The sequence below is a fragment of the Pseudoalteromonas sp. ATL1 genome (assembly GCF_058933015.1).
Genome location: NZ_JBZYXL010000001.1, coordinates 738,913 through 758,539 on the forward strand (window position 1 = coordinate 738,913; position 19,627 = coordinate 758,539).

The following is a 19,627-nucleotide window of genomic DNA, read 5'->3' on the forward strand; positions in this document are numbered from 1 at the left end:
AACATTCAGCTGCTTTTAAAGGGCTTGAAAAAGGCGACAATGAGTTGTCGCCTTGCGCATGAAACAAATATGGAGAATGATGCTGCACGTCAGGTTATCATTTGAGCAAAGCTCGTTGGGCCTTGCTCTGCGTGCGAACTCCCCGATATGCCTTAGTTAGTATAGTCGGCAGTTAGCTGAACGCCATTAAATGCCTCAAAAGCTCTGATCATGACATGATAACGACCAGAACCGTCATTTTGTGTACACGTTTCGCCATTCCCCCAACGATATGGGCGGCAATCGTAAGTTGATGTCGTGGGTTTTTCCCCTTTACGAATGTATAAATCGGCATCACCCGTACCACCGGCCATTTTAAAGGTGATGTTTGATGCACCAGCAGGTACGTCAAAGTAGAAGAATTGCTCTGAGTATTTCTCACCGGCTAAATCTTTCTTAGCCACACCTTTTTGTAATTGAGCCGGATCATCAGCATTGTTTACTGAAACGGTTTTGCTAACAGAAGCGGTTTGACCCTTATCATCAGTGACGGTCAGTGTGACAGAGTAATCACCCGAGTTTGCGTAGTTGTGAGTGACCATGCTGCCAAAGTCATTGTTACTGTTATCACCAAATTGCCACTCATGCTGCGCAATGGTGCCGCCAGTAACTTTTGACGCTGAGCCATCAAATTGGCAACTGAGTAGATCACAGGTGTAGGTAAAGCTAGCTACTGGAACGGGATCACCATTAGGCTGGTCACCGACAGGCACTTCGTTGTTGAAGTGTGTTGAAACTTGTGGCCAAATTTTGCTGATTTTTGCACCTTTGTTAGTACAGCCACCTAAGTGATGCAGTGCAATTACGTCTCGAGTATCAGCGGCTAATACCGGTGAGCCAGATGAACCACCAATGGTGTCGCAGTAGTAACCTAAGTCCGTACCGGTGCCGCGACCATTCGCATTCGCTTCATTGACCTGACATAGGCCGTTCGCATCCTGATCTGATTCAATAGATAGCTCTTTAGGATTGCCCGCACCATGCTGGGGAATATAAATACGCTGTCCTTGTGTTGCATCGTTCACATCAAGACCAAAGTAGCCGAATGGTGCTGTTTGTTCGAAGTTGTTCACCGTGAATAACGTGTAATCAAGCGTGTAGTCAGTTTTTAAAAAGTCTTTACCAGTTACTTTTACAACGGTTTCCTTTGTTGTGCCATTACATGTTGTGTGTTGGTAGTTAAACCACACTTCAGTTGAAGTGAGTTCTGAAGCGGTTTCAACACAGTGATTATTGGTGAACATGCGGTTGTCAGAACCGACACGCCAACCGGTACACAAGCTGCGTCCACCTATCACAAGACGCGCTACCGGGCGGCTACGTTCAAACTCTTCAGGGTGAGAGTCTGCCCAACATTGCACATCGCGGCGCTCCATCGCACCACAAGTAGAATCTGTACCAATGTCGTCATCACTGAGCTGGTTCTCAATGCCGAAGTGATAATAATCAACCACTGGCGCGCCTAAGGTTGTATTTAAATCTGCACCTGGTGTGTATTCGACAATGACTGAATCACTCGATACTGACATTGCCGCGAAGTGGTTAATCCCATTGTCGCCTTTTTCTGTGGTTGCTTTACGCATATCCGCGGCTGTGTATTCGTAACGTTCGCTATTATCCAAAGATCTTACGACAAGCTTGCCACCACCTTTTAGGTTGACGTTTTTAAAGTGCAGTTTGATGTAGCTGGCATCTGGATGAGAGATAGTCTGTAGCACCGTGTTTTCTTTACCACTGAGCGCCAGATTTAAAGCCGCAGTTTTACCGATGATGGCTTCGTTTGTTTTACTGGTGAAACTCATCATTTGCGCTTCGGTTAAAGGCGCTTGTGCAAGCGCTGTCATTGAAGCTAAGCCTAATATTGGCAGAAAATAGCGTTTTTTCATTGTTTATCCTTACATGTTTATTTTGTATTTGTCTAAAAGTTAGACACATATAAGGTAGAACGAAAAAACGCCGAGGTAAAACAATTGTTAATAACAAATTAACATTTGGTTTAATTTTGTTCTTCGATTTTGTTATAACTCTGCGAGTAATGTTTGAGCGTATTGAGCTTAGCTTGATAAATTCCTTGCTTTTCCTGATCTTCCGCTCTTTCTAATGCTTTTTCTAAATAGCTTTGCGCCTTTCTAATATGGCCCCTTTGATAGTAGAGTTTTGCCAATACAAAGTACGGTTCAGGGATGTAAGGTGTGTAAGTAATGATCCCTTGAAGTAAGTTTTCAGCATTGGTGTAGTGCTGTTTCTCAATGAATCGTTCGGCTAATTGAAGCGAATCAAACGGGTTTTTGGCGTTGAACTCTAGCTCGTTATCTAAGCGTTCAACCAGCGCATCATCCTTTAATTGCTGAGCAAGATAAATGTAACTGTGTAGTAGGTTACTACTCACAAATTGGTTACGCATTGCATACTCAAATATTGATTGCGCACCGTTAAGGTCCCCCTTTCGACGATGTAAAATAGCAGCAAGGTTAATAAGTTCTGGGTCATAAGGCGCATAGTCGAATGCCTTAAGTAATAATGAGTAACTCTGATTGAACTGATTTGTAAGTAACGCTTCAGTAGCTAAATTAGCGTAGTACTTTGCCAGTAGATCTTGATAGCTTGCTTTACCTAGAAAAATAATATCATTGGCAGGGAAATAGTCGATAACCGTGCCGGGTCGCACAATGACAAACCAGTTATCGTTTTTTTCTTCTTGTGGTGCATATAGCTTAGTTTTGAAATGAGAAGAAATAAGGAGTGTGTTTTTGACCTTTGAATACACCGGAATAGACGCAACTTCTGAAAAACTGGTTTCTAGGCCAATTAAGTTGGCATAGGCCTGAGTTAATATGGCTAGGCTAATACAATTGCCTTGGCCTTGCTCTATGGTTTGACTGGCATTGAGTGTTGCACCATCGTAGGTAAAATTGCTCATTTTTGATTCTAGGTAATCAGCGACAATTCTATCTGCTCGTCTATTTTGTTGTTTGGCTCGTTGAGCATAGGCTAGGAATTTTTCTTGTTCTTTTACTGGTAATACAAAAACCGTCTCTTCGGCAGGGACGTTCATTTTTTGAAATTGTGCATGATTAAACAAAAGGGTTGCTTTGGGAATGGCGGGGGCGGCAGGTTCCTTTGGTCTTTGTGAACACCCTAGTAACATCATGATAATCAATACAATAGCGACATTTTCACTCATGATTTTTATTCCTTTTTGCTTTCGAATTTAGATAATTTCTTCATTATTTGCAATCAGTTTTATGCAAAACAGCACGCTTGGCTATGAGAAAGAGCGTCTTGTGTTGTACAGTCGGCAAATGACCAAAATAACAGGGTTGTTTACGCGTCAGCTCTAGAACGGCTACTTAGCCTGTAAAGAAAATGAGTACACTGTTAGAAAAAATCGTGTAATCAAATAACAGAAACTTACAAATGTCACGTTTTCCTTGCTCATAAAATTGTTACTATAGATGCAGGAAAATTATACGAGGTGAAGTCATGCAAACGAAACTCTTAAAATGGATCTTACCCTTCGCGGCACTCACTGTGGGTGCTGTAGGTGCAGCAGGAATAAATGCCGTTGCTGCTGATCCAAAAGCAAAGGAGCCTGTTGATAGCCGGCCTGTGGTTGAAGTAGAAGCAATTTCTGCGCGCGACCATCAAGTGGTTATCAATAGTTATGGGGAAGTAAAACCGTTTGAGCAGACGCAATTATCAGTGCAAGTGTCGGGAGAAGTAACGTATTGGAATCCGAGCTTTGTGGCTGGTGGCGTGATTGCGCGCGGCGATGTGTTGATGCGCATCGAAAAAGATAATTACGAAGCTGCAGTGCTGCAGGCGGAAGCCGAGCTGTCTCGTGCTCAAGCAGCCTTAATTGAAGAGCAAGCTTTGGCGGATGTTGCTGCAGATGAAGCAAAACGCTTTCCAAGTAAAAAGCACACAGACTTATTCTTACGCAAGCCTCAGTTAATGAGTGCTAAAGCTGCAGTTAAATCGGCTCAAGCTGGATTAAAACGTGCACAGCGTGATTTAGACAATTGTAATGTGATTGCACCTTATGACGCGCTTGTTGTTTCTCGAGATGTGGGTTTAGGCCAGTTTGTTAGTGTGGGTTCACCCGTTGCGAAACTAAACAATATCGAAGTGGCAGAGGTTATCATTCCAATTGCTGGATTTGATAGTGCCTTTTTACCAGAGCGTTTGGCGGGCACAGCCGCAACAGTCAAACAAAGTGGTTTGAATGGCTTTACACGTGCAGCGGTGATTGATAGAGATTTGGGGGTAGTGGATACCCAAACACGTATGGTGAACTTAGTGGTACGAATTGATGACCCATATGGATTAAAAAACAAACAGCCTGCGGTTAAGTTTGGTTCGTTTGTGCAAGTGGATTTTACGGGTAAGACGTTGAACCGAATTTATCGCCTACCGCAGGAGCTTGTTAACAATCAAACGGTTTGGATCTTAAAAGATGACAACACGCTTGAGCCCAGAAAAGTGCAGGTTATTCGTGAAGAAAGTGAATACTTCTTTGTGAGCATTGGCCTAAATGACAACGAAAAGTTGGTCACCACAGTACCGGAATACCCACAAGAAGGTATGTCAGTGAAAGTCGCAGGTGCTGATTCTTCAAGTGCTGGCGACGCCGCGCAGACACTTTAAAGGCAGGCTTGAGTTATGAGTACACAACAACATACTAAGCAAACGGGGCTTATCGCCTATTTTGCTAATAACCCTGTGGCCGCCAACTTATTAATGTGGTTCATCATCATAGTGGGAACGGCTTCGTATTTGACGGTTCAACGGCAAATGTTCCCAAATATTGAGTTGAATTATATCAATGTTGAAGCGAGCTACCCAGGCGCCTCTCCGCAAGAAATAGAAGAAAGTATCCTAGTCAAAATAGAAGAGTCGTTAAAAGGCATCACCGAGATAGAAGAAGGGGTGTTTCGTGCATTTCGCAATGGTGGTAGCGCGACGCTTAAAATTGACCCCGATGTTGAGCTTGCCGATGTCATGGACAAGGTGAAGCTACGGGTGGATGGTATCGCTACTTTCCCAGCTGCCATGGAGCCACTCACAGTTAGCCAGCGCGAATTTCAACAAGAAGTAATTGGTATGACAGTGTCGGGTAATCTGCCGTTGTCTGATTTAAAGCCAATCGCCAAAGCGCTAGAAGATGAATTACTGCAATTAAGCAATGTGTCTTTAGTTGAAGTGTTTGTGCCATCAGATGAAATTGCCATTGAAATTGACCCGGATATGTTGCGTCAGTACAACTTAACGATTAATGATGTGGCGCAGGCAGTGCGCAGTTACTCAACTAACCTGTCAGCCGGTCAGCTTCGTACTGGATCAGGGGTAATTTCTGTTCGTGTAGAAAACCAATCTTATACAGGCGAAGAATTCCGTCAAATTCCCGTTAAAGTGGGTGCCAATGGCGCGAAGTTATATTTGAAAGATGTGGCCGTTGTAAAAGACGCATTTACTGAAGGCGAGCGTTATTTCAAGCTCAACGGTGAAAATGGCGTGTATATGACGGTGAAGGCAACCAAAGATCAAGACATGATCCCCATTGCTAAAACCGTTTTAGCATTTATAGAGCAAAAGAATAAACAGTTGCCAGCGGGCGTGCATATTGATCCACTTGTGGATATGACGTACTACCTCAATGGCCGTTTAGATATGATGAAAAGCAACTTGATCCAAGGTGCCATCTTAGTTGCCATCATGCTTTCCATATTTTTACGTTTCAAGCTTGCACTTTGGGTTATGGTCGGTCTGCCAATTTGTTTCCTCGGGGCGATAATGACTATGCCGTTGATTGGTGTCACCATCAATATTGCCTCTTTGTTTGCCTTTATCATGGTACTGGGGATTGTCGTTGATGACGCTATTGTCATAGGTGAGAGTGCCTATACGGAAATTGAAAACAAGGGAGCGGGTGTAGAGAACGTAATACGCGGTGCCAAACGTGTGGCAACGCCAGCGACTTTTGGGGTGCTGACAACCATGGCGGTGTTTGCACCACTCATGTTCTCCAGTGGGCCTGATAGCTCAAACTTTATTGCTATTGCAGGTGTCGTATTACTGTGTTTGTTATTCAGTTTGATTGAATCTAAGCTCATTTTACCTGCACATATTGCCCATACTAAATTTGAGCCAATGGCTGAAAATAGCTGGCGCGTAAAATTTAACAAACGCTTCTTTGGCTTTGTGAATGGGCCTTATAAACGCTTTGTTACTTGGTGTGTGCAGTGGCGTTGGACTGTGCTGTTTGCGTTTATCGGCATGTTTGTCATGAGTATGGCGCTAATTAGTAGTGGTGCTGTGCGTACGGTGTTCGTACCAAAAATCCCTCATGACTTCCCAGCTATTAACCTGACAATGAATGACAACGCGTCTGATGAACAGACCATTGCCGCGATTCAAAAGTTAGAGCAGGTGATCCTCGACGTTGACAAACAAGTTGAGCAGGAATATGGCCAAAAAATGGTGCGTGACGTGATGGTAATGAACCAAGGTCGTACCGAAGGGCGTGTACTAGCGCCGTTAGTAGATGAAGAGCTTCGTCCATTTAACACCTTTGAATTGACTCGTCGCTGGCGTGAACAAATGCCTGAAATTGCGGGTGTAAAGTCCATTCTAATCGAAGAAGAAGTGATTAATCTTGGTAATAATGGAGACTTTGGTTATCGATTATATGGATCAGATATTGAAACTTTAAATGCCGCTGGGCGTCAGTTGATCCGTATGCTGCAGGACGAAAAGGGTCTATTCGATATTAGCTCGAGTATTGACCCTGCTAGCAAAGAAATCCAAATCATATTAAAGCCAGTGGCGTATGACCTAGGTTTGAATCTACAAAATATCGGCTCTCAAGTTGGTGCGAGTTTTTACGGTGGTGAAGCGCAGCGTGTGATCCGTGATGGTGAAGAAGTCAAAGTGATGGTGCGTTACCCTAAATTGACTCGTGAAGCTTTCTCCTCTCTCAAACATACGGTGATCACAACACCACAAGGCAAAGAAGTCATGTTGGGTGATGTAGTTGAGTTGGTTGAAAAGCCAGGGATCAGTTACATTCGTCGCGAAGAAGGTTATCGTACCGTATACGTTTACGGTAATATTGACGAAGAAGTGGTAGAGCCAAATGCTGTAACGAAGCGCATTGATGACGTCATTTTGCCAGAGTTACTAAAAACCTTCCCATCAGTGAAAACCAAACTAGGCGGTTCTGTGGAGGAGCAGCAAGATCAGGCGAATGAACAACTGGCCTTCTTTGCCGCGGGTATGATGATTGTTTACATATTGCTCGCAATCCCATTGAAGAGTTATTCGCAGCCATTGATTGTGATGTCGGTTATCCCATTTAGCTTAGTGGGTGCTATCTGGGGTCACCTCTTCTTTGGCTTAGACTTGAGTATGATGTCGAGCTATGGTGTTATCGCGGCGGCAGGGGTAGTGATCAACGACTCTTTGGTGATGACCGACTTTGTTAACCAAACGAGAAAAGAGGGGGCTAGCCTGAAGGAAGCGGTTATCAATGCCGGTTGTGCGCGCTTTAGGGCGATCACGCTAACATCCATCACTACTTTTGTGGGTGTACTACCCATCATGTTTGAAACCAGTCTGCAAGCCATGTTTGTTATACCTATGGCCGTATCTCTTGGTTTCTCTGTCGTGTTTGCGACCTTGATCACCTTAATATTGGTACCGTGCTTGTACATTATTATGACTGATGTACGCGGTGTATTTAGAGGCATGGGACGTTTTATCCCTGCACGTTTTAGCAAGCGTAATAACATTGTGGATTCCTCAATTTAATAATCCTAAGTAATGATAAAAAAGGGCCAATCTAACGATTGGCCCTTTTTACTTTTACTACACGCTGCCATGAGGCGGTGGCTATGTTAGACTGAACAAAAAATAAAAATAGGAACATCTATTGTGGTAGATAAAGCATCGGCACCTATTGCCAAAAAAATCCCACATTCAATGACACATCATGGACATACACGAGTTGATAATTATTACTGGATGCGTGATGACCAACGACAAGACCCTGAGATCCTGGCCCATTTACAGCAAGAGAACGCTTATTTAGAGCAACACATGTCAGAGCATAAGTCGTTGCAAGACGGGTTGTTTGAAGAGATGAAAGGTCGCATTGTTAAAGATGACAGTTCGGTACCCGTCAAAGATGGCGCGTACTGGTACGTGAGCGATGTGCAGGGTGATGACGAATATGCCAGCCATTATCGTGCGACGGATGAGGCACTGACTGATAAAACCTTATTGCTCAATATTAACGAATTAGCTAAAGGCTATGAGTATTACGATGTGGGTGAAATGACCATTAGCCCTAACGACCAGCTACTGGCATATAGTGAAGATATCGACGGCCGTCGTATTTATACCGTTCGTTTTAAAGATCTGACTAATGGTGCTTATCTGGGTGACGTGCTTGAGAATACCGAAGGTCAACTCGTTTGGGCCAATGACAATAAAACCGTCTTTTACGTTAAGAAAGATGCGCAAACCTTGCTTGGTTTTCAAGTGTATCGACACGTTTTAGGCACGCCGCAAAGTGATGATACTTTGGTTTACGAAGAACAAGATCGCCAGTTTTATATGGAGCTGGGCAAAAGTCGCGATAATAGCGAGATCTTCATTCACTTAGCGGCAACAGAGACCAGTGATGTATTAGTTTTAGATGCCAACGTACCATTGGGCGAATTCAGACGTTTGTTTGCAAGAACTGAAGGCCATGAATTTGGCATTGATAAATTAGCAGGTCATTACTACATTCTGTCGAATCATCAAGCAAAGAATTTCCGTTTACTTAAAGCATGTGAGCAAACCATTTCTGATATAAACCTCTGGCAGGAAATGATTGCCCATCGAGATAACGTGTTGATTGAAGGCATGGAACTCTTTGATAGCCATTTTGTGATCACCGAGAGAGAAATGGGCCAGATCCGTTTCGTGGTTCATAACTATCAAGGGCAAAGCCACCATTTGAGTTTCAATGACGCCTGTTATTATGCGGGGGTTGGTTATAACCCTGAATCAAGCGCAAGCACGGTACGCATTCATTACTCTAGTTTGACGACCCCAAGTACAGTATACGATTGTTGTTTAAAAACGGGCCGTAAAATACAGCGTAAGCAGCAACAGGTGTTGGGTGATTTTGACGCCAACCGATATGCCTCCGAGCGAATTTTTGTGACGGCGCGTGATGGAGCACGGATACCTGTTTCATTGGTATACCGTAAAGATACATTTAGAAAAGATGGTACAAATCCGTTATTCCAATACGGTTATGGTGCTTATGGCATTACCATCGACCCAAGCTTTACTAGCACGACACTATCACTCCTTGACAGAGGTGTTGTGTATGCCATTGCACATATTCGTGGTTCGGAAATGCTCGGCCGTCATTGGTATGAACAGGGTAAAAAAGCGTACAAGCAAAATACCTTCAATGACTTTATTGACGTTACTCGTGCCTTGGTAGAGCAGGGCTATGCTGACAAAAGCAAAGTGTTTGCCTCTGGCGGCAGTGCCGGTGGATTGCTTATGGGCGCCATTGTTAATCAAGCACCTGAATTGTATTTAGGCATAGGGTGTCATGTGCCATTTTTAGATGTACTGACCACCATGTTAGATGAATCTATTCCGTTGACGACCAATGAATATGATGAATGGGGCAACCCCAATGAAGAGCAGGCTTATAAAACTATTTTAAGTTATTCTCCGTATGATAATCTGAGTGCGCAAGATTATCCGAATATTCTTGTCACCACAGGGTTACACGATTCACAGGTTCAATATTGGGAACCTATGAAATGGGTAGCAAAATTGCGCGAGCTAAAAACAGATAACAATTTACTATTGTTCAAAACTGACATGGAAGCCGGGCATGGTGGTGCATCAGGGCGTTTTAAAAGCTTGCAAGACAAGGCACTTGAAATGGCTTTTTTCATTGCCTTGATAAATCAGTGAGTTAGTAATTATGAGCAAGGTGGTTTGAATGTTTATTGCACATGGCCTTTGGCGAATATTGTTTCGCCCTCCATACGCTTATATGAGCCTCAAAGGCGCATTTAACAAAGAAGGGACGGTCGCTTTTCAAAATGAACTAATGGCAAAAGCGGCGCAACTTGCCCCGAATAGCTTTTCTCATGCTGTGGTGGATTTAAGCGAGTTTGAGATGAGTACGGCTGATAGCGTGGATGAGATCAAGCAGTATTTGGCAGGCGTTACCCAGCGCGGCTTGCAGCATGTTAGCTATATTGGTGCAAATGCGCTCGCAAGACAATTATTGTCTCAGCTGTGGCAAAACACCACAACTGAAATCAGTTTTTTTGACGATATGGATGCGTTAATTGAAGCGCACCCACATCACAGCTCAAATGTACAACGCTTAGTTGAGGTAAGCTTTGAGCATCCACACTAGCTTTTCTTGCTCCTTGATATAATCACTCATTAACGCGGCGGTGCCCTCATCTTGTGCATCGCCAGCTTGTTCTAGAATGTCACGCTGCATGGTGATCAAAGTTTTATAACCACCCAGCAGGTTATCAAGTGCTTCGGTGCCATCGCTGATATTTTTAGCCTCAGCAATTTTACTATTTTGCAGATAATCAGAAAAGGCATGTAGCGGCTGACCTTCAATGGTTAAAATACGTTCTGCAATTTCGTCGACCTTTAATAACAGTAAATTATAGATTTCTTCAAATTTAAGGTGTAACTCAAAAAAGTTTCGGCCCTTGATATTCCAATGAAAACCGCGCGCATTCATATATTGGATCTGATAACTACTCAGTAAAGTGTTTAGCGATGTTACGAGAGCTTGGCTTTTTTGGTTGTCTAATCCGATTGAGTTTGTGGTAGTCATAAATATCTCCTCGTTTTGATGTGACCAGTATGAAACATGGCGAGTAAAAATCCAATCTAGTAAAAGCTATGCAAGTAATCTAAAAAATCGATTGAAATTGTAGTTATGTTCTGAAGCTGGCCTAAATTTGTACAAGCAAGATGTCGCTTGGAATAAAGCTTGCCAAAATTTCGAAAATTAACGCGCTTTTAACTGCTTGTTGATCCAGCGCAAGTGGATGATTGCGGTTTAAAAATGCAGGTTCAGATTTTGATTTAGGTCAAAAATCATTCAGTATGAAGGCGCATAATCATTACAGAACAAATCAAATCGTTTAGGAGAATGATGATGCAAGGTAAAAGCGCTTCACAACATAAAACGGAACTAGTCGTTGTCGTTATAGCACTCGTGACATTTGTCGTTGGCTTGGTAGGGCACTTGGCTGGGGCCAGTTTTGCTAACTCGGACGCGTTTGGTTACATCGCCGCACCAGTGCCTTTGATCACCGGGTTAATTGCTTTAGTTGCTTATAAAATAGCGGCACGAGGCGATCATTGATTAGTGCTACTATCATCGGGCTGGCACAGCAATTGATGGATGTAATTCATCACTTGGCGAGAGTAAATCATACTGGTATGGCTGAGATGAAAGACCTTGTGTTCAGCCATACCTTTGAGTTTCGTTTCTTCCAAAAGCACGGTTCCATCTGAACTACTGCCTTTTTTTAGTAATGGCATCAGACCTATGGGTAAGTCGCCAGCGATACTGTATAACTTAGCTTTAAAAGGCCAGTCTTGATTGTCACTGAGTAAAAACTCAATGCTATTTTTCAATAGCATGTGAAAGCCTTTGTCATGCATGTGTTGCGCTATGGCGCTACCTTTATGCGGGGTGCCAAGCGTGATCACTTTTTTAACCCACTGGCTTTGCGCGGAATGATGTTCTAAGTAGGCTCTGGCAACTAGCCCTCCCATTGAGTGGCAAACAAGCGCGGCGGGTGAATTGGCAATAAACTCATCAATTGCGGTGAAAATGGCGTTTTTATCTGGCGTTAGGCTGCTGTAGCTTAAGTTTAGGATCTCAAAGCCATCATTACGTAATTTGTGACATAAGGGCTGCATGACAAACCCTGACATGTATAAACCATGTAACACAACAACCCGTTTTATCGCCATATTAAACCTTATTTTAATACTTCAGGTACTAAATGTACGCTGTGCTGCTCATTGCTAACCCAGATCTCAGAATCTTGTACAGTAATGGTCAAAGAAATAGAGCGAGTTGCCATTGCTGCCAATTGTTCTGTGGCAGAGTAAGGCAGGCTTACTACTGATAAATTGTCATAACTCATCAACTTAGACTGGTTTTTTTGCCACCACATCGATTGGGTATTTTCTCCATAAGCATACAGCACGACTTGTTTTGCTTTATTGCAGGCCTTTTTCAATCGCTTTTCATCGGGTAGCCCTAATTCCACCCATAATTCAATTTCATCACTGTAGTTTTTTACCCAGATCTCCGGTTCATCATCTGCACACAGCCCCTTGGTAAACTCTAACTGTTCTTGATATTGCAAAGCGTAGGCCAGCAAGCGGATCATTAAACGGTGGTCATTTTCTGACGGATGCTGTGCAACGGTTGCTGAAATATCTTGATAAACATGTCTGTCCATATCACTCAGTGATAGGTGTGTTTTTATAATAGTGGACTTTAACGCCATATGAATGAGAAACCCTGATAATTAATGCCGCTAGTATACGCAATTTTTGCCTGCCAATTTGGTAATTTATAAATATCGGCGCAGAAAAAGTATGACTAGTTGGTATGACTCGGGTAATGACGTGTTATAGCCAAACATGATCTACACGAAAGCTTGAAAGAGAATTCGGATCATGGTGGCTATATTGTTAATCGTGTTTTTTAGTATGCTTGATCTGAGATAGGGTGATTTACTAACAAATGGCCGTTGCGGGAGCTTAACGGCATTGACAGTGCGGGGTTAGTATATTCTTTGCCAAATATTAAATATATTTCATAGGCTTGAATTAAGTTCATTACCGTTTTTCCGCTTTCAAAGTTACTGATAGTTGCTTGATCAACGCCCAATAGAGTGGCAAGTTGCTTTTGTGTAAGGCCCTTTTCTTTTCTAAGTGTGCGGATCATAATTTGCAGTTCGCTTTTAAATTGCTCTATCAGGACTTTTCTGCGTGCCGTATTATGTTTCATGCTCATCTCCTTATAGCAAAATGGTGTTAACCAAATGAACAGCTTGATTGAGCGGCATGGCTCTTTGCCTTACCTGTTCACCGGATAACCCTTGTATTGCCTCATAATCATCTAAAAAAAGCACTAAATCATAGCTGTGGCTATTTTGGCTTTTTAAATGAACCAAGACGTAGCAACGTAGGTGTAACACATCAAGCTGGCGTATTAAATCGATGTCTTGTGCGCTCATATTAGGTTTAAGGTGGTTGCCTACCTTATTGGCAAATACATGCTTTATATAAACCGCTTGCTTGTATTTTTGATAAATAAAAGTGTTTTTAAAACCTCTCACCGGTTTGATAGTGGCATTGACGCCGTGTAATAAATTAGTACCATCCATAGTGTTTCCTCTCGTCTTGTTATGCTTGCCATGTTTTTGTGAACTAAATGTTGTATATTCCTGTGCGGGTATAGATAAATAACGACTCGCCAATCGTCATCCTGTATTTATAGCCACAATGAAATGAAGTTTTGTTCCTTATCTCGTTCACATCTTTCGTTAGGCAAGGTATTGTTAAAAATATAAAATTAGCTCTAAGGGTGCTTCGCGGGAAAAATATAACAGAGCGAAAAGGAAAAAAAATTCCGAAATGTTAACAAAAAGATGTTTTTTTCACCTTTTTCACATTTATAATTAATTTATTACATTACTACGATTGTGCGAATAGGGAGAGAATTTGCGTAAGTTGCCTAAGTCACCGAATGACATGACTAGACGCTCTGCAAACGAAGTGAGGCTTATGCGCGAAGAATTAGGCTACTCTGAGCAAGACTGGGCCGCTTTAGTTGGCGTGGATGTCAAAACAGTCAGGGCGTGGGAAAACATCGAGTTAACCAACTCCCCCGATCTGCCCGAATACTTTATAATGCAGAGTATTTATAAAAGGCAAGGTGCATCGTTTCTAACGAATGAGCATACTATTTCTCAACTTATTAATCTTTTCATGAACTTGCCTGCCGGTCTAAAGAAAAGGCTGGTTGCCCTTTTCCAAGAAAAAATCAGAGATGAAAATTAATGGATATTCTTTTTTCACTGTTTAATTTTGTAAATAACCACACTGAACTTGTAAACCTCATAACGCCTATCTTTTTTGTGGTGCTATTTACACTTTTTATTTTTAACTACAAAGATCCAAATAGAGTGTGGATAGCAGGGTCGTTTCTTATCTGGTTGATTATAGATGCTTTTGTACTTAGAGTGTTCCTCCCGCGAGAGTTAATAACGAGACAAATTGCCTACTCCATTCTTGATGGACTATTAATACTATCGTTGACTTACCGGTTGTTTATTTGCGCTAAAATTGCCAATTTGTTTGGCATTCATAATGAAAAAAATTATTTTGCAAAAATATTGATGGATATGGGCGTTACAAAGCAAGAATATAGGTTAAGGCAAGTTTTAATTTGTTCAATTTTTATTAATGCACTGCTGTGTATCGAGCATTTAATCAGACACCCTGAGTTCTTTAGTTCTAAATGGTTCCCTATCGCAGCTAATCCTGACTTAATGAGTATCACCTATGTATATTATGCTTACCCATACCTTAAGTTGTTCCTCGTTTTTTTACTAGTTTTAGGCCTCACTTCTATGAGTCTTGATGGTTTAGTTCTTGCGTATAAGAGAACAAAAGAACGGTTAAATAATTGATTTTCGCTACCGTATCAGCACAATGTAGTGAACTCACAATTAACAATAAGGCAATAATTATGAAACTGGCAGTTAGGCGTCTTAAAATTTTGACTCGCAAACAAGCTAAAGAAGTCGCGGGGGGCACCTCAGGCAACTCAGATCAAGGCGGCAATCCACAACAAATGCAAGCTGGGTTTAATTTTTCTCTTTATTTATCAGGTGAGTGTATTATAAAACCTGAAATTACCATGACAAAATAGGTGAAACCCCAAATATTGTGAGGTTAGTTCATGAAAGTATCAGTAAAACGATTATCAACAAAGGAAGTGAGTAAAGTGGCAGGTGGTGCACTTCGGGCTTGAATTCGCGGGTACTTAAAAGAACAAAAGAACGGTTAACTCATTGATTTTGGCTACCGTATTAGCACATTGTAGTGAATACACAATTAACAATAAGGCAATAAATATGAAACTAGCAGTCAGGCGTCTCAAAATTTTGACTCACAAACAAGCTAAAGAAGTCGCGGGGGGCACAACTGGTGTCACAGATCAAAGCGGTAAACCACAACAAATGCATGCAGGGTTTAATTTTTCTCTTTATTTATCAAGTGACTGTATTGTAAAGCCTTAAATTACCGTGTGCAAATTAGCCGGTGCAAATGGTGGTACAGGCCAAGGTGGATTGCCGCAGCAATTTCGAGCCGCTTATTATCCGCCAGTATATATACCAACGAATAAGCCTCGATGTGTAGAGCGCTCAGCATAGCACAAGCCTTGAGTTGAGCAGGCGATAACACCAGCACAATAGCTGACAGGCTAAGCGATTCATCAATCTCTACTTTTGTAGTAAACTTGAACGATTAACGGCAAAGCCATCATATTGAAGTGCAGTGGGCTTGGGGTTTTTATACCTCCAAAGTAGCCCTAAGAGTGTACTTCGTACAGTAAAGGTTTATAAATCAAATGAGTAGAGCAGGTATCCAGTGGTTTCCTGGGCATATGAACAAAGCGCGCAATGAGATTAAAGAAATTATGCCGCAGATGGATGTCATTATCGAGGTGTTGGATGCGCGTATCCCATATAGCAGTGAAAACCCCATGGTATCGGCACTGCGTGGTGATAAACCCGTGATCAAAATCTTAAACAAAGCCGATTTAGCTGACCCAAACTTGACCCAACAGTGGATGACTTATTTTGAACAAGACAGTGGTGTTAAAGCCATCGCTTTTGGTCATGATAAAGCGGCCGAAGTGCACAAAATTAATGAGTTATGTAAAAAGCTAGCGCCTCACAAAGTCGGTGCCGACAAACAACTTAAAGCCATGATCATGGGCATTCCCAATGTGGGCAAGTCGACGTTGATCAATACATTGGCGGGGCGCATTGTCGCTAAGACGGGTAACGAACCAGCGGTGACTAAAGCGCAGCAACGCATCAAGTTAGAAGACGGCATTATGCTATACGACACGCCGGGTATGTTGTGGCCAAAAGTGGAGAACGAAAACTCGGGTTATCGACTTGCTGCAACGGGGGCGATACGTGATACAGCCATTGATTACGAAGAAGTAGCCAGTTATACCGCAGAATACTTACTAGCGGCTTACCCTGACTTACTTAAAGTGCGCTACAAGCTGGATGAATTGCCAGAACAAGATTGGGAATTTGTGGAAATGGCGGGGCGCAAGCGTGGCTGTATCCGCGGTGGCAATCAGGTTGATACACATAAAATGTCTGAGATCTTGATCAACGAGCTTCGCGATGCCGTGATCGGTCGCATTACCATGGAAACCCCGCAAATGCGCGAGGAAGAAGAGGTGATGGTGGCGCAGTTACGCGTAGAAGCCGAAGCGAAAAAAGCGGCGAAAGAGGAAGAAAAGCGCCAGCGTCGCGCACGCGCCCGCAAAAATAGACGATAACCGTGCAGCTTTAAGCTGCGAGTTCGACCCTGTCTCGGCCTAACTTTTTGGCCCGATACAGGGCGTCGTCGGCGCGTTTTAAAAACTCATCTTCCGTTTCATTTTGTCTGTATTGTGCGACGCCAACACTGATAGTGATGGGCACTTCACAATTACTCGAGGCGAGCTTTTCACGTAACCGTTCACTCAATTGCTCCGCTTGCTGCACGTGGGCATCGGGCATTAAAATCACGAATTCTTCACCACCCCAGCGACAGATGAAGTGGCTATTGTGGGCCACGTTTTTACATAGTTGTGCAAAATGCTTGAGTACTTCATCACCTACCAAGTGGCCATATTGGTCATTCACGAGTTTGAAATGGTCAATATCAAGCAGCAAGAGGCTCAATGGTACGCGACCAAATTTAGCGCGACCTATGTGCTGTTGTAGTTGTGGTTCAAACGCTTGACGATTGAGTACATTACATAATTTATCGGTATGGGCCAGCGTTTCTAAACGGGTTTGGTATTGATTAAAGGTCAAATGGGCAATGCCGAGTATGCAGGCCGTGATCACAGCACCGAGTAACAAGTTGGCGATAAGCGCATCGGTTAATGTGTTTTCCGTTGTAAAGGTTTGTTCGACCAAAAGAAACCAACCAAGCTCTGGAATATATCGGCTATTGACCAAACGCTTTTCACCCTCTCGCGATATGGAAAACTTATAGTTATCGTTTTGCAAAATGGCTTGGCTGTTGTCAGCAAATTCTGATGCCAATGTGCTACTTGGCAGCAAAGAATGCTTGTAAAAGATTAACTGCCCTTGGTGGTTGGCAAAATAAACTTTGCGTTTATAAAGTTGTTCGTAGTTGGTGATCAGAGATTGTAAATCGGCTAATTGAATCCCAACGCCCGTGATCCCAAGCAGTTCGCCATCAACGATTATTTTGTGATTAACGTAGACAATGGCTTTAAAATTATCGATTGGCATGAGATCGACATTTAATACATAGTCGAGATCTGTTTGCGCGATGGCGTCGTTATACCACGCAGCGTCTTCGGAGCGTGTATCCAGTTTTCGGGTACGTCCGTCAAAGTGGTAATAAAGCTTATTTTTATGATCAACTAAAAAACTGGTCTGGCTTTGAAATAGCTCTTTGGTTTTTTTTAAAAAAGCGAATAGTTCGTTGTTATTTGCATGACGGTCTTTAAGCCAAAGGTGTACGAAGTGATTTTGCGCCATACTCCGTGCTACATAAATTGGTCCTTGCAACTGCTTTTGTAAGTCGGTACTGATCAAATGACTGGTGAGGGGAAGCGCATCATCAATTAATCCTTCACTGAGCGAGTTATGAGCCATATAAAAGCTAAACCAACTGGTGAAGGTAAAGCCTGTTAACAGTAATAAGGCCAAAGTAATGTTGATGCGACGTCGTGCGTGGATCATGAATGATTATTTTTATTCGGGCGCTGAGAATTGCCATGATACATGGTGTTGAATTTATAGTCGATTACAACAAATTACAGCACGCTTGAAAGGTTGTTGTTGGGTATAAAAAAAGCCCCGAAAGGAGCTTTTTTTGGTTTCATATCTACCGTCACCGATATGAGCAATGTAGCAAGTAAAATAGTGAGTCGGTTGAAAGTATTTGCTTCAAGGGGCGTTGTTACAAGTACACTCAACCTATGGCTGTTTACGTGCGCCACACGTTTGTTTCAGGGTCGAGAAACAATATGAGTTATCGAACAAAGAGAGCCGTCAATCTCGCCTTGTTGATATTGATTATCATTTAGATTCTTGTGGCTGTCAACACTAAATGCGATTAATTTTCATTTGATTTTTACAGCGGTGCTTTACAAATAAAAAAAGCCCGCAAGGGGCTTTTTAATGTCATATCTACCGTCACCGATATGAGCAATGTAGCAAGTAAAATAGTGAGTCGGTTGAACGTATTTGCTTCAAGGGGCGTTGTTACAAGTACACTCAACCTATGGCTGTTTACGTGCGCCACACGTTTGTTTCAGGGTCGAGAAACAATATGAGTTATCGAACAAAGAGAGCCGTCAATCCCTCTTTGTTGAGATTGATTATCAGTTAGATCTAATGATGTGTCAACACTTAATTGATATTAATTTTCATTTGCATTTAGTGTTGCGTAAGGTGAAATAATCATCATGTTTTTACACCTGTTCACACTGCAAATGATGGTGTTCATCATAAAAAAAGAATATGCACAACTAAGCCTGATACAGTATTGATAACTTTTAAGGAGACAAATAATGAGAACAAAAATTCTATACACTATCATGCTGTTATGTTCTTTATCTAGCCAGGCGGCTATTGAACAATGGCGGGGTAAGCTGGTTATTTCACCGCAAGTGACACTGGTCGTCGGTTTAAATATTGATACAGATAAAAAGACGTTATCGCTCGATAGCCCCAATCAGCAAATGTTTAGCTACATCCCATCTGAGTTTGCTGTATCGGATCAAACAATCACGTTTTCAGATAAAAAGCTCAATGCAAGTTATGAAGGAGCGTTTACGAATGGCAAGTTGGTCGGTACGTTTACACAAGGCAAATCGATGCCGCTGACATTTGCATTATTAGACGGTGAAGGCAAGCAAAGGCTGGTATTAGAAGGCACGTATTCAGGTGCGTTGGATGTGAGTGGTAACAAGTTACCATTAGATCTACAAGTGGCGGTATTGCAAGATGGTTTTCATGCGACACTAGATAGTCCGGCACAACAAAGCTTTGGTATACCGTTAAGCCAGTTTGCTATTGATCATGAAAAAGTGAGCTTTGAATCGGCACTGATCCACGCCAGTTTTGAAGGGGTAATGAAAGAAGGTGTATATGAGGGCACATTTACACAAGGATTTGCCATGCCTTTAACTTTAAAAAAAAACAATAAATGACAACGACCAACA

At 42.4% G+C, this 19,627-nt stretch carries 19 protein-coding genes; 11 read left to right on the forward strand and 8 right to left on the reverse strand.

Annotation, left to right across the window (positions count from 1 at the left end):
- Positions 1–152: 152 nt before the first annotated feature.
- Entirely contained in the window at positions 153–1,925 is a 1,773-nt protein-coding gene (locus AC5FX4_RS03135) for a PKD domain-containing protein (protein WP_493605063.1), read from the reverse strand.
- Positions 1,926–2,035: 110 nt separating this feature from the next.
- On the reverse strand, positions 2,036–3,223 hold the full coding sequence (locus AC5FX4_RS03140; RefSeq protein ID WP_493605064.1) for a tetratricopeptide repeat protein: 1,188 nt from the start codon (positions 3,221–3,223) through the stop codon (positions 2,036–2,038).
- 299 nt (positions 3,224–3,522) lie between these two features.
- Between AC5FX4_RS03140 and AC5FX4_RS03145 the strand changes: the two genes are divergently transcribed.
- From AC5FX4_RS03145 to AC5FX4_RS03160, 4 genes are all read left to right on the forward strand, one after another.
- On the forward strand, positions 3,523–4,686 hold the full coding sequence (locus tag AC5FX4_RS03145) for an efflux RND transporter periplasmic adaptor subunit (RefSeq protein ID WP_493605065.1): 1,164 nt from the start codon (positions 3,523–3,525) through the stop codon (positions 4,684–4,686).
- Between the two features lie 15 nt (positions 4,687–4,701).
- Positions 4,702–7,848 (forward strand): efflux RND transporter permease subunit, encoded by a 3,147-nt coding sequence (locus AC5FX4_RS03150; protein WP_493605066.1) that lies wholly within the window; start codon positions 4,702–4,704, stop codon positions 7,846–7,848.
- A gap of 123 nt (positions 7,849–7,971) precedes the next feature.
- Positions 7,972–10,029 carry a S9 family peptidase gene (locus AC5FX4_RS03155; protein ID WP_493605067.1) on the forward strand — a complete coding sequence of 686 codons (2,058 nt, stop codon included), beginning with the start codon at positions 7,972–7,974 and terminating at the stop codon, positions 10,027–10,029.
- A gap of 28 nt (positions 10,030–10,057) precedes the next feature.
- A complete protein-coding gene (locus tag AC5FX4_RS03160; RefSeq protein ID WP_493605068.1) occupies positions 10,058–10,483 on the forward strand; it encodes a hypothetical protein in 426 nt (141 codons plus the stop codon).
- Here the strand turns inward: AC5FX4_RS03160 and AC5FX4_RS03165 are convergent.
- A complete protein-coding gene (locus tag AC5FX4_RS03165; protein ID WP_493605069.1) occupies positions 10,451–10,924 on the reverse strand; it encodes a Dps family protein in 474 nt (157 codons plus the stop codon). The genes AC5FX4_RS03160 and AC5FX4_RS03165 overlap by 33 nt on opposite strands.
- Positions 10,925–11,251: 327 nt before the next feature.
- Between AC5FX4_RS03165 and AC5FX4_RS03170 the strand changes: the two genes are divergently transcribed.
- Positions 11,252–11,461: a hypothetical protein gene (locus AC5FX4_RS03170; protein ID WP_493605070.1), complete on the forward strand. Its 210-nt coding sequence runs from the start codon at positions 11,252–11,254 to the stop codon at positions 11,459–11,461.
- Here the strand turns inward: AC5FX4_RS03170 and AC5FX4_RS03175 are convergent.
- The 4 genes from AC5FX4_RS03175 to AC5FX4_RS03190 form a co-directional block, all read right to left on the reverse strand.
- Positions 11,455–12,078, reverse strand: a complete 624-nt coding sequence (locus AC5FX4_RS03175) for a PGAP1-like alpha/beta domain-containing protein (RefSeq protein WP_493605071.1) — start codon at positions 12,076–12,078, stop codon at positions 11,455–11,457. The genes AC5FX4_RS03170 and AC5FX4_RS03175 overlap by 7 nt on opposite strands.
- Positions 12,079–12,086: 8 nt before the next feature.
- Positions 12,087–12,623, reverse strand: coding sequence for a YaeQ family protein (locus tag AC5FX4_RS03180; protein WP_493605072.1), 537 nt, complete (start codon positions 12,621–12,623; stop codon positions 12,087–12,089).
- A 200-nt stretch (positions 12,624–12,823) separates the two neighbouring features.
- On the reverse strand, positions 12,824–13,129 hold the full coding sequence (locus AC5FX4_RS03185; RefSeq protein WP_493605073.1) for a helix-turn-helix transcriptional regulator: 306 nt from the start codon (positions 13,127–13,129) through the stop codon (positions 12,824–12,826).
- Positions 13,130–13,139: 10 nt separating this feature from the next.
- Complete coding sequence (locus AC5FX4_RS03190) at positions 13,140–13,508, reverse strand: hypothetical protein (RefSeq protein ID WP_493605074.1); 369 nt, start codon at positions 13,506–13,508, stop codon at positions 13,140–13,142.
- A gap of 337 nt (positions 13,509–13,845) precedes the next feature.
- On the opposite strand from AC5FX4_RS03190, the gene AC5FX4_RS03195 reads away from it, so the two are divergent.
- From AC5FX4_RS03195 to ylqF, 5 genes are all read left to right on the forward strand, one after another.
- Complete coding sequence (locus AC5FX4_RS03195) at positions 13,846–14,184, forward strand: helix-turn-helix domain-containing protein (RefSeq protein ID WP_493605075.1); 339 nt, start codon at positions 13,846–13,848, stop codon at positions 14,182–14,184.
- Positions 14,184–14,816 carry a hypothetical protein gene (locus tag AC5FX4_RS03200; RefSeq protein WP_493605076.1) on the forward strand — a complete coding sequence of 211 codons (633 nt, stop codon included), beginning with the start codon at positions 14,184–14,186 and terminating at the stop codon, positions 14,814–14,816. Before AC5FX4_RS03195 ends, AC5FX4_RS03200 begins: the two co-directional genes overlap by 1 nt.
- Before the next feature lie 59 nt (positions 14,817–14,875).
- The gene (locus AC5FX4_RS03205) at positions 14,876–15,058 is read left to right on the forward strand and encodes a hypothetical protein (protein WP_493605077.1); all 183 of its coding nucleotides are present in this window, start codon (positions 14,876–14,878) and stop codon (positions 15,056–15,058) included.
- A 205-nt stretch (positions 15,059–15,263) separates the two neighbouring features.
- Positions 15,264–15,428, forward strand: coding sequence for a hypothetical protein (locus tag AC5FX4_RS03210; RefSeq protein WP_493605078.1), 165 nt, complete (start codon positions 15,264–15,266; stop codon positions 15,426–15,428).
- A 332-nt stretch (positions 15,429–15,760) separates the two neighbouring features.
- Entirely contained in the window at positions 15,761–16,714 is a 954-nt protein-coding gene (ylqF, locus tag AC5FX4_RS03215; RefSeq protein ID WP_493605079.1) for a ribosome biogenesis GTPase YlqF, read from the forward strand.
- Positions 16,715–16,724: 10 nt separating this feature from the next.
- Here ylqF and AC5FX4_RS03220 read toward each other — a convergent pair whose 3' ends face one another.
- A complete protein-coding gene (locus tag AC5FX4_RS03220; protein ID WP_493605080.1) occupies positions 16,725–18,140 on the reverse strand; it encodes a sensor domain-containing diguanylate cyclase in 1,416 nt (471 codons plus the stop codon).
- 833 nt (positions 18,141–18,973) lie between these two features.
- Here AC5FX4_RS03220 and AC5FX4_RS03225 point away from each other — a divergent pair.
- Positions 18,974–19,615, forward strand: a complete 642-nt coding sequence (locus tag AC5FX4_RS03225) for a hypothetical protein (RefSeq protein ID WP_493605081.1) — start codon at positions 18,974–18,976, stop codon at positions 19,613–19,615.
- Positions 19,616–19,627 lie beyond the last annotated feature (12 nt).